At 71.4% G+C, this 10,242-nt stretch carries 11 protein-coding genes; 7 read left to right on the top strand and 4 right to left on the bottom strand.

The features are described from left to right. From IE226_RS03095 to IE226_RS03080, 4 genes are read left to right on the top strand one after another with little or no spacing between them, the layout of a single operon-like run. On the top strand, positions 1-261 hold the full coding sequence (locus IE226_RS03095) for an acyl carrier protein (RefSeq protein ID WP_190079347.1): 261 nt from the start codon (positions 1-3) through the stop codon (positions 259-261). Then, positions 258-1,436: an acyl-CoA dehydrogenase family protein gene (locus tag IE226_RS03090; protein WP_190079346.1), complete on the top strand. Its 1,179-nt coding sequence runs from the start codon at positions 258-260 to the stop codon at positions 1,434-1,436. The genes IE226_RS03095 and IE226_RS03090 overlap by 4 nt, the downstream gene beginning before the upstream one ends. Then, entirely contained in the window at positions 1,433-2,518 is a 1,086-nt protein-coding gene (locus tag IE226_RS03085) for an HAD-IIIC family phosphatase (RefSeq protein WP_190079345.1), read from the top strand. The genes IE226_RS03090 and IE226_RS03085 overlap by 4 nt, the downstream gene beginning before the upstream one ends. Positions 2,519-2,565: 47 nt before the next feature. Beyond that, a complete protein-coding gene (locus IE226_RS03080; RefSeq protein ID WP_190079344.1) occupies positions 2,566-3,453 on the top strand; it encodes a 3-hydroxyacyl-CoA dehydrogenase family protein in 888 nt (295 codons plus the stop codon). 33 nt (positions 3,454-3,486) lie between these two features. Here IE226_RS03080 and IE226_RS03075 read toward each other — a convergent pair whose 3' ends face one another. Then, positions 3,487-3,849 carry a VOC family protein gene (locus IE226_RS03075; RefSeq protein WP_190079343.1) on the bottom strand — a complete coding sequence of 121 codons (363 nt, stop codon included), beginning with the start codon at positions 3,847-3,849 and terminating at the stop codon, positions 3,487-3,489. 108 nt (positions 3,850-3,957) lie between these two features. Here IE226_RS03075 and IE226_RS03070 point away from each other — a divergent pair, with 108 nt between their 5' ends. Further along, positions 3,958-4,812 (top strand): alpha/beta fold hydrolase, encoded by an 855-nt coding sequence (locus IE226_RS03070; protein WP_190079342.1) that lies wholly within the window; start codon positions 3,958-3,960, stop codon positions 4,810-4,812. A gap of 57 nt (positions 4,813-4,869) precedes the next feature. Here IE226_RS03070 and IE226_RS03065 read toward each other — a convergent pair whose 3' ends face one another. The 3 genes from IE226_RS03065 to IE226_RS03055 form a co-directional block, all read right to left on the bottom strand. Next, positions 4,870-5,613 carry a PIG-L family deacetylase gene (locus IE226_RS03065; RefSeq protein ID WP_190079341.1) on the bottom strand — a complete coding sequence of 248 codons (744 nt, stop codon included), beginning with the start codon at positions 5,611-5,613 and terminating at the stop codon, positions 4,870-4,872. Between the two features lie 29 nt (positions 5,614-5,642). Then, positions 5,643-6,596, bottom strand: a complete 954-nt coding sequence (ppk2, locus tag IE226_RS03060; RefSeq protein WP_308429390.1) for a polyphosphate kinase 2 — start codon at positions 6,594-6,596, stop codon at positions 5,643-5,645. 127 nt (positions 6,597-6,723) lie between these two features. Beyond that, complete coding sequence (locus IE226_RS03055) at positions 6,724-7,287, bottom strand: GNAT family N-acetyltransferase (protein ID WP_190079339.1); 564 nt, start codon at positions 7,285-7,287, stop codon at positions 6,724-6,726. Between the two features lie 89 nt (positions 7,288-7,376). Here IE226_RS03055 and IE226_RS03050 point away from each other — a divergent pair, with 89 nt between their 5' ends. Beyond that, positions 7,377-8,600, top strand: a complete 1,224-nt coding sequence (locus IE226_RS03050) for an AAA family ATPase (RefSeq protein ID WP_190079338.1) — start codon at positions 7,377-7,379, stop codon at positions 8,598-8,600. Positions 8,601-8,619: 19 nt separating this feature from the next. Then, positions 8,620-10,242, top strand: coding sequence for a VWA domain-containing protein (locus tag IE226_RS03045; RefSeq protein WP_190079337.1), 1,623 nt, complete (start codon positions 8,620-8,622; stop codon positions 10,240-10,242).

The raw sequence follows: 10,242 nt of genomic DNA, 5'->3' as shown, positions 1-10,242 counted from the left end.
ATGCCGACAGCACCCGCGACGACCACGGTCGACGACGTCCTGGTTTTCCTGACCGCCGCCCTCGGCACCGAGGTCGGCCCCGACGACGACTACTTCGCCACCGGGCTCGCCGACTCGCTCTTCGCCCTGGAACTGGTCACCTTCGTGGAGCACCGCTTCCAGCTGACGGTGGAGGTCGAGGACCTCGCCATCGACAACTTCCGCACGGCCGCCCGCATCATCGACTTCGCCCGTACCCGGAGCGGTGCGGCGGCATCATGACGCAGGCAGCCGAACCCACGGGCCTCCCGGACGCGGCGGAGTTCGCCGCTGCCGTCCGGCACGAGGCCGCGGACTGGGACCGCTCGGGCACCCTTCCCGAGCGGGTACGCAAGGCCGTCGCCGCGGCCGGGCTCTTCGGGGTCGGGCTGCCCGGGCGCTACGGCGGCGCGGGCGGCGGCCCCGCCGACCTCGGCGAGGTCTGCGCCCGGATCGGCGGGGTGTGCAGCGCGCTGCGCGGCCTGCTCACGGTGCAGGAGATGGTCGCCGCCGCGCTGCTGCGCTGGGGCACGGCGGCCCAGCGCGAGCAGTGGCTGCCGCAACTGGCCCGCGGGGACCGCTTCGCCGCCTTCGCCGCGACCGAGGCGGCGGCGGGCACGGACCTGGCCGGCGTCCAGACGCGCATCGACGAGGACGGCGACCAGCTGGTCGTCACCGGCCGCAAACTGTGGATCACCTTCGGCAGGACCGCCGGGGTGTTCCTGGTCCTCGGCCAGATCGCCGGACGCCCCTCGGCGGTGCTCGTCGAGGGCGACCGTCCCGGCGTGCGCAGAGAGCCCGTCGAGGACCAACTGGGCATGCGCGCCGCCGAAATCGCCCATGTCGACTTCGACGCGGTACGGGTCCCGCGCGACCACCTCGTCGGCCCGCCCGGCATGGGCCTCACGCATGTCATCGGCACGGCCCTGGACCACGGGCGCCACACCGTGGCATGGGGCTGCGTCGGAATGGCCGAGGCATGCCTCGACACCGCGGCCGACCACGCGGCGCACCGCCTGCAGCGGGGCGTCGCACTGGCCGAGCACCAGCTCGTACGCGCCGAACTCGCCCGCGCCTCCGTGCGGGCCGTCGCCGCCCGTGAACTGTGCGCCCGCGCCGCCCGACTGCGCGAGCAGTGCGACCCCTCGGCCGTGGCCGAGACCGTGGTCGCCAAGTACACGGCAGCCGGCGCCGCCACCGCCGTATCCGGGGCGGCAGTGCAGATCCTGGGCGCCGCGGGGATGGCACCGGACAGCCTGGCGGGCCGCTTCTTCCGCGACGCCAAGGTCATGGAGCTCATCGAGGGCTCGCAGTTCGTCTCCGAACTGCACATCGCGGGCCGGCTGTTGCGCCGCCACGGCTACCGGCCCGCACCCACCGAACGGACCCGCACGGTAATCCAGGAAGGACCGCGATGACCACCGAAGCCCACCCGACCGGCACCACCGCCAGCACCGAGGTGCCCGCGCCGGCGCCGACCGTCAAGTGCCTGGTGTGGGACCTCGACGACACCGTGTGGGACGGCACCGTCCTGGAGGGCGACGCCCCGCAGGCCTTCCCCGCCGTCCTGGCCACGCTGCACGCCCTCGACGAGCGCGGCATCCTGCACGCCGCCGCGAGCCGCGGCGACCACGACACCGCCGTCGCACACCTGAAGGCCCTCGGCATCGAGGAACTGTTCACGGTCCTGGAGATCGGCTGGGGCGCCAAGTCCGACGCGGTACGCCGCGTCGCCGAGGCACTCAACATCGGTATCGACACCGTGGCGTTCATCGACAACGACGCGGTGGAGCGCGCGGAGGTCGCAGCCGCCCACCCCGCCGTCCGCGTCCACCCCGCCGAGCAAGCTGCCGAACTGCCCGAACTGGACGCCTACCGGCCCCCGTTCATCACCGACGAGAGCCGCGGCCGCCGCCACCTCTACCGCGGGGAGCTGCGCCGCAAGCGCGCCCAGGACACCCACACCGGTCCCGCGAAGGACTTCCTGGCGACCCTGGGCCTGGTCCTCACGGTGCGCCGGGCCACCGAGACGGACCTCGAACGCGCCCACGAACTCACCGTCCGCACCCATCAGCTCAACACCACGGGCCGCACCTACGACATGGCCGAGCTGCGCGAACTGAGCGCCTCACCATCACACCAGGTCCTGGTGGCGAGCCTCGAGGACCGCTTCGGCTCGTACGGCACCATCGGCCTCGCGCTCACCGAACTCTCCGGCAACGACAGCGTGCTGAAGCTTCTTCTGCTGTCCTGCCGCGTCATGTCCCGCGGCATCGGCCCCGCCCTGATCGGCCACATCGTGCGCGACGCGCTCGCCCGAGGCCGCCGCCCGGTGGCGGAGTTCGTGCCCACCGAAGTGAACCGGGTGATGCTGGTCAATCTGCGCTTCAGCGGCTTCGACGTCATCGAGCGCAGCGGCGACCGGGTCCTCCTCGGCTTCGACACCGCGCGGACGCCACCCGCCCCGGACGCCACGGTACGCGTCATCACTCGCGCCTGACCCGGACACCCTCACCTTCCCCTTTGTACGCCGACCCAGGAGTAGCCATGTCCCACGCCACCCCGCCCCCCACTCCCAGCCGTACGGTCGGCGTCGTCGGCGCAGGCACCATGGGCGTCGGCGTCGCCCACTGCCTGGCGGCCGCAGGCCATGAAGTCATCGTCGTGGACCCCGTGCCGGAGGCCCTGGACTCCGCGCCCGCCCGGCTGAACGCCGGACTGCGCATGGCCGCACTGCTGCGCCGCGGACCGGCCGACGGGGCCGAGCGCACGGTGGCGCGGGTGCGCTTCGGCTCCGACCTGACCGAGCTGCGTACCGCCTCGTTCGTGATCGAGTGCGCCCGCGAGAGCATCCCCGTGAAACAGGAGGTCTTCCGCTCCCTCAATGCCGTGCTGCCACCCGCCACGGTCATCGCGACCTGCACGTCCGCGATCCCGGTCGGTCTGCTCGCCGAGCACGTCGACGAACCCGGCAGGGTCCTGGGCATGCACTTCATGAACCCGGCCTACGCCAAGGACTCCGTGGAGATGATCCGCGGCGAACAGACCGACGAGCAGACTCTCGCCGACGCCCACGACCTGCTCGGCAGCATGGGCAAGCAAGGCATCGTGGTCGGTGACGCGCCCGGCTTCGTCTCCAACCGCCTCTCGCACGGCACGTACAACGACGCGGCGGGCGTGGTCCAGGCGGGCACCGCGGACGCCGCCACGGTGGACCGGCTCTTCCAGGAGTGCTTCGGCCACGCGATGGGCCCGCTGCGTACCGCCGACCTGATCGGCCTGGACACCGTCGTGGACACTCTGCACGTACTTCACGACCTCACCGGGGAGGCCCGCTTCGCCCCGTGCGCGCTGCTCACGGACCTGGTGGCGGCGGGCCGCCTCGGCCGCAAGAGCGGACAGGGCTTCCACGCCTACGCGAGCGCGAGGCGCTGACGCGGGCCCGGCGACCGGCCGGCGGCGCCGGGCTCAGTTTTGCGGTCCTTCCACCGGCCCCCCGCCGAACCCGATCTCGTTGCCGTCCGGGTCGCGGAAAGTGGCTTTGCGGACGCCGTTGGCGTAGGTCTCGCGCATGTCCGGCTTCAGACCGCGCTCGGCGATCTCGGAGATGCGGGTGTCGAAGTCCCCGACGAAGACGGTGTGCATGGCGTGCCCGGCGTGCTCGGGCCGCACCTCGACGAAGACGTAGCGGTGTTCGGCGAGCTCCCACACCGCCTCGGTGTCGTTGGGCAGGAAGGACGGCGGTGTGCCGAGAAGTCGCCCGTACCAGGCCACCGCCGTGTTGTAGTCGCGAACAGGAATGCCCGCGAACAGATCTACATCTACGGTCATGGCGCCCATGCTAAGCACGCCGCAGGCCGCACGGGGCCGCAACGGGCGCGCTGCGGGAGTATCCGAATTGCGCTTGTCCCGAAGATCGTTCCATTGGAGGCTACGGGCATGCCACATCAGCCGACATTCGTATTTGTTCATGGTGCCTTCGCGAACTCCTTCTCGTTCGCGCCGCTGCAGGCCGAGCTCGGTCTGCTCGGGCACCGCTCCGTGGCGGTCGACCTCCCCGGCCACGGCTTCGAGGCGACCTACCCCGCGGCCTACCAGGCCCCTCAGGACCTCGACGCGCTCGCCGCGGAACCGGGCAGCATCAAGGGGGTCACCCTCGCCGACAACGCCGCCCGCGTGATCGGCGTCCTCGAGCGGGCGAAGGAGAACGGTCCGACGATCCTCGTCGGCCACAGCAGGGGCGGCGCCACGATCACGGCGGCGGGTAACGCCCGGCCCGACCTGATAGACCGGATCGCTTACGTCTCCGCCTGGTGCCCCGTCAGCATGGACGTGGGCGGCTACTACGCGGAACCGGAGATGGCGAGTGTCGACCCGGCCGCGTTCGCTGCGGCGCTGGTCGGGAATCCGGCCGAACTCGGCCTGCTCCGGGTCAACTTCCGCACCGCCGCGCCCGAGACACTCGCCGCGATGAAGCAGGCCTTCTCCGCCGACCTCACCGACGACGAGTTCCGGAACTTCCTGAACACCTTCCAGCCCGACGAGAACCTCGACGTCGGCACGTCCGCCGACCGGGCACAGGCCCCCACCTGGGGCCGCATCCCCAAGACCTACGTACGCCTGAGCGCGGACACCAGCATTCCGCTCGCCATGCAGGACCGCATGATCCGCGAGGCCGACACGCTCACCCCCGACAACCCCTTCGACGTCGAGACCCTCGAAAGCAGCCACCTGAGCTGGCTGGTCCGCCCCGGGCCGGCCGCCCGACTGCTCGCCGCCCTCGCGGAACGCTAGGCGCCCCGCTTCCGTGACACTCCCCGGTCCGGCGGCTGCGTTGCCCGCCGGGCCGCGTCACACGTGTTCGCCGTGCGGAGGACCATGGTGGATGTACCACTCGGTGCCGAGCAACGCCTCCCGGTCGGACGCCGGCAGGCGGGCGATCAGCCCGGGAGCGGCGCCCCGCTCCACCTCGGTGCCATGAGCCAGCACCGCGGCGACCTTCTGCTCCAGCCAGGGCCTGACGTCGACGACGTGAGTGACCCACGCGTCCGGGACGCTGCGCATGGCCTTGCCTGTCGGCGCCAGATGACCGCCCCACACCCGCAGGGCCGAGTGCGGGTGTGTGGCCAGATACAGGGCGCTCGGCTGCCAGGGCGCCCCGGTGTCCGGGTAGAGCCGCTCGAGCCCGGCCGCCTGGAACGCGAGCATGGTCACCCGGTGCGTGTGCACATGGTCCGGGTGGCCGGTCAGCCCTCCGTACGCGTCATGCGTGACCACGGTCATTGGGCGGAACTCCCTGATGTGCGCCACCAGTTCCCGCACCGCCTCGTCGATCGGCGCGTCACACCACCGCGCCGCGCCCGGTGCCGAGTCCGGTACGCGGGCGTCGGCGTAGCCGAGCAGCCGCGGCTCACCGGCGCCGAGGACCCGGAGCGCTTGGGCGAGCTCCGCGGCACGCGTGGTGCCCGTGGCCCAGGTCGCCGTGACAACCGCGGTGCGCGCGCCCTCCGTTGCCCGGCGGGCGAGTATTCCGCCCGCCGACAGGGACTCGTCGTCGGGATGAGCGAAAACGCCGAGCAGACCCGACGCGGGCACAGGCGGTTTCCGTTCCTGCGCATGTGTCCTCACGGGTGCTGACCGGGACCGCGCTCGTTCCCGGCGAGCCTGCTGGGTGACAGGTCCGTCGGATCCTCGCCCGCTTCGAGGAGCGTGTCCGCCGGGCCGATGATCAGCGGGTCCGCCTCTCCCACCGCGTCTTTGTCCATGGACTCGTAGTCGACACGCAGCAGCAGGTGCCGCATGGCTTCGAGGCGCCCGCGGCGCTTGTCGTTGAACTTGATCACCGACCACGGGGCGTGGACGGTGTCCGTGGCACGGAACATCTCCACCTTGGCGTGGGTGTAGGCGTCCCAGAGATCGAGTGAGGCGAGGTCCGTGGGCGAGAGCTTCCACTGGCGTACGGGATCAACCTGGCGGATCGCGAAGCGTGTGCGCTGCTCCGCCCTGGACACGGAGAACCAGAACTTGACCAGCACGATGCCGTCGTCGGTGATCATCTTCTCGAAGAGCGGCGCCTGCTGGAGAAACTCCTCGTGCTCTCGGGGAGTGCAGAAACCCATGACGGGCTCGACGCCGGCACGGTTGTACCAGGAGCGGTCGAAGAAGACGATCTCCCCGGCGGACGGCAGCTCGGCGACGTAGCGCTGGAAGTACCACTGGCCCGCCTCCCGCTCGGTGGGCTTGTCCAGCGCCACGATGCGGGCCCCGCGGGGGTTGAGGCGCTCGGTGAAGCGCTTGATCGTGCCGCCCTTGCCGGCGGCGTCGCGCCCCTCACATACGACCACGACACGTTTGCCCTGATCACGCACCGATTTCTGCAGCTTCAACAGCTCGATCTGCAGGATCCGCTTCCGGCGCTCGTACTCCTTGCGCCGCAGCTTCTCCTCGTAGGGGTAGTTCTCCTGCCAGGTCCGCAGTGGCTCTCCCTGCGCGTCGAGCAGCACCGGACGCTCCGGTCGGGCCTCGTCCACCGACAGCCCCTCGAGCAAACCCTCCGCGTCCTTGTCCTCCGACGCCACACCGGCTCCTCTCATCGACGTATGCCGTATTCCTACTACCCAGTCCGAGCCCCGGGCCGCAGAAATCGCCATACAGGCGAACGCGGATACTCGCGGGCTCGGACCCCGGCCCGCCGCCACGGCTCCCTCAGCCCGCGTGTCGTACGTGCAGGTGTCCCTCGCGGGGGAAGACGGGCGGCGCCGCGGGCAGGATTCTGTCCAACTCGTACCGGGCCTTGTGTGCCACGCGGCACGAGGCCAGGTTGTCCTCCTGGTGGAGAAGCTCGAGACGCTCGAGTCCGGTGGCGCCGAAGGTGTCGAAGGCCCACCCGGTGAGGGCTTCCAGGGCCCGGGCTGCCACACCTCGCCCGCGCGCGTGCGCCGCCGTCCAGTAGCCCACCTCGGCCCACGGCCGACCGGGCGCCGCTTCCTTGAGGACCACACTGCCGGACAGTCGCCCGTCAGGAGCGTGCGGTTGTTCCTCGAGTACGGCGAAGTCGAGCCGCTCTCCCGTCGCCCACCCCTCTTGCTGTGATCGCAGCCACCGCGCGGCATCGGCGGCGTTGTCGACGACGGAACTCGTCCACCGGCGCAAGTGCGGGTCCCGGTAGGCGTCGACCAGCGCGGCGGCGTCCTGGAGTCGCCACGGTCGAAGCACGAGGGCGGGGGCGGACGGGGTCGCGCTGACCCGCAATATGACGGCGTCGTTCACCGGCCAAGCATACGAGGGCCCGGGCGGGTCGTCCTGGTCTGCGAGTTATCTTGCTCGGGCGAGGGCCGTTGCGAGGAGCGAAGAGGACGATGGGCGCACAGAGCACACACGACCAGAGCACGCACGACGCCCGGGAGACGGCCGAGCGGCTGCGGGCGATCAGCGACGAGTTGTCGGACCGCTTCTACGAACGGGCCGACGTGGTGCGGACACTGGTGGTGACGCTGCTCGCCGGGCAGCACTCCCTGATCCTCGGCCCGCCCGGTACCGCGAAGTCCGAGATGGCCCGGGAGCTCACGGGCAGGGTCCAGGGGGCGTCGTACTGGGAGATCCTCCTGTCGAAGTTCACCGCGCCGACGAAGATGTTCGGGCCCATCGATGTCGCCGCGCTGGCCCGCGGCGAGTACCGCCAGGTCTACGACGGCCGCGCCACGACCGCGCATGTCGCGTTCATCGACGAGATATTCAAGTGCTCCACGGCCGCGCTGAACGAGACGTTGGGCTACCTCAACGAGCGGATCTACCACCCCGAGAGCGGCGGCGAGCCGATCCGCTGTCCTTTGATCGGGGCCATCACCGCGAGCAACGAACTGCCCGGCGAGCAGGACGCGGCCGCGATCTACGACCGGCTGCTCGTACGGATCGAAGTCGCCTATCTGGAAGACCCCTCGAACTTCGCCGCACTGGTCCGCTCCGCCGTCGGCCGCCCGGCGGCGCCGCCCCGGACCACCATCGAGCTGTCCGCGCTGCAGCACGCCGTGAGCGACTTCGTCCCGTCCGTGGAGGTGCCCGACGGGATCGTGGACGCGGTGTGCACGCTGCGGGCGGCCCTGCGCCGCAAGGAACTTGTCGCCTCCGACCGCCGCTGGCGGCAGGCGGTGGGGCTGCTCCAGGCCTCCGCGTACCTCGACGGCCGCCCGGCCGTCGCCGAGACGGATCTGTCCGTACTGACCCACGTCCTGTGGGACTCCCCCACCGAGCGTCCCACCGTCGAGCGCGAGGTGCTCCAGCTCGTCAACCCCGACGCCAAGGAAGCGCTCGACCTGGCCGACACCATCGAGGAGTTGGAGGTCCAGCTCGATGCCATGGCCGGGCAGTCCCGTGAGGCGCTGAGCGACTGGGTCATCAAGAAGGCCCACAACCAGCTCGCCATGGCCGGCAAGCGGCTGGAGAGGCTGCGCGAGGAGGCGGCGGGGGCCGGCCGCTCCACCGCCACCATCGACCGGGTCACCGGACGCCAGCGTGCCGTCCGTGCCCGCGTTCTCACCGAGGCCCTCGGACTGGACGCGAGCATGGTCCAGGCCCAGCTCTGAGCCCCGGGGAGTCGAGACCATGGCCAAGACGACACCGAACACGCTCGACGATCTTGCGGGCCGGGGCGGGAAGTGGCTCGGCCTGTCCGCTGCCGCGCCCCAGCGGCACACCGCGGCCGTCGTCGCGGACCGGTTCGAGCAGATCACCTGGCGCGACACATACGCGCAGTCGGCCGGACTGCGCGACCTGGCCGAGGAGTTGAGCGCGCGCCACGCCTGCGCCGCCGACCTCCTGACCGACGTGTTCCTGGCCGCCTACAAGGTCAGCCCGCGGCTGCGTGAGCACGCGGACATGTCCCCCTCCCGGCTGCCCAATCACCGGATCATCACCGCGCTGATGGAGTCACCGGAGTTCGACGAAATGCGCCGGGAGACGGTCGGCGACCCCTACGCCGCCGCCATGGCCGTGCTCGCGCAGAGCGCCGCGCTGCGCGGGATGCTGGAGCGTGTGCGGGACGCACAGGACCGTGCCGAGCGGGCGCGGCAGGTCCAGCAGGGCGCCGAGGGCGCGGCTGACGCCGTGGGCGAGGCGCTCCGGCAGGCCGCCGACGCAGCCGACGAGGACGGCACCGTACCGGCAGCGGACGCGGACGCCGTACACCGGGCGATCACCGACGCCGAAGCCGGCGAGGCGGCTGCCCGGCAGGCCGCCGGCGAGGCCGCCCTGGCCCTCTCCCCGGCGGCCCACGTCATCCGTACCGGCGCGCGAACGGCTGCGACCAAGGCCGCCGAGGCCGTACGGCAGGAAGCCACGCTCATGAAGGCGTGGGGCGTGGGCACCGGCGAGCTGGAGCGGATGCCGTTCGACCAGCGCGCCCGGCTCGCCGAGCGGCTGCGTACCGGCCGTCTGGCCCGGTGGGCCGAACTGATCGGCCGCTTCCGGCAGATGGCGGAAGGGGAGCGCGCCCGGAAGGTGGAGAACGCCGTCGGCGAGCTCGTCGGCGTCACACTCGGCAATGACCTCTCCCGCGTCATCCCCTCCGAACTCGCCAATCTCGGACTGCCCGAGCTGCGTGCGGTGTTCGCCGCGCGTTACGCCGCCGGGGAGCTGATGCTCTACGACATCCAGGGAGAGCAGACCACCGGCAAGGGCGCCGTCATCGCCTGCGTGGACACCTCGCACTCCATGTACGTCGCAGGGCCCGGCGGCATCACCCGTGAGGCGTGGGCCAAGGCGTGCGCCCTGGCGCTGCTCGACCAGGCCCGCCGTGCCAAGCGTGACTTCGTCGGCATCCTGTTCGCCGCCGCCGACAAGCTCCAGGTCTTCCGCTTCCCCGCCGACCAGCCCGCCGGCATCACGCAGCTGCTCGACTTCGCGGAGACATTCCTCGGCGGCGGCACCAGCTACCAGCGGCCGCTGACGGCCGCCGCGGAGCTGCTGAAGGAGGAGTTCGACGACACCGCCCGTACGCGCGGCGACATCGTGATGCTCACCGACGACGAATGCGACGTCACGGAGGAGTGGATGCGCGGCTGGAACGACGCCAAGCACCAACTGGGCTTCCGCGTCTTCGGCCTGGCCATCGGCGCCCCGCGGGCCGCAGACACCGGTTCGGTCCTGGAGGCGCTGTGCGACAACCTCCGCTGCGTCGAAGACCTCACCGACGTCCACGTCGCCGCCGACCTGTTCCGCGTGATCTGA

It is taken from the genome of Streptomyces longisporoflavus (assembly GCF_014649775.1).
GTDB lineage: Bacteria > Actinomycetota > Actinomycetes > Streptomycetales > Streptomycetaceae > Streptomyces > Streptomyces longisporoflavus.
This window is presented reverse-complemented; position numbering and strand designations above follow the sequence as displayed.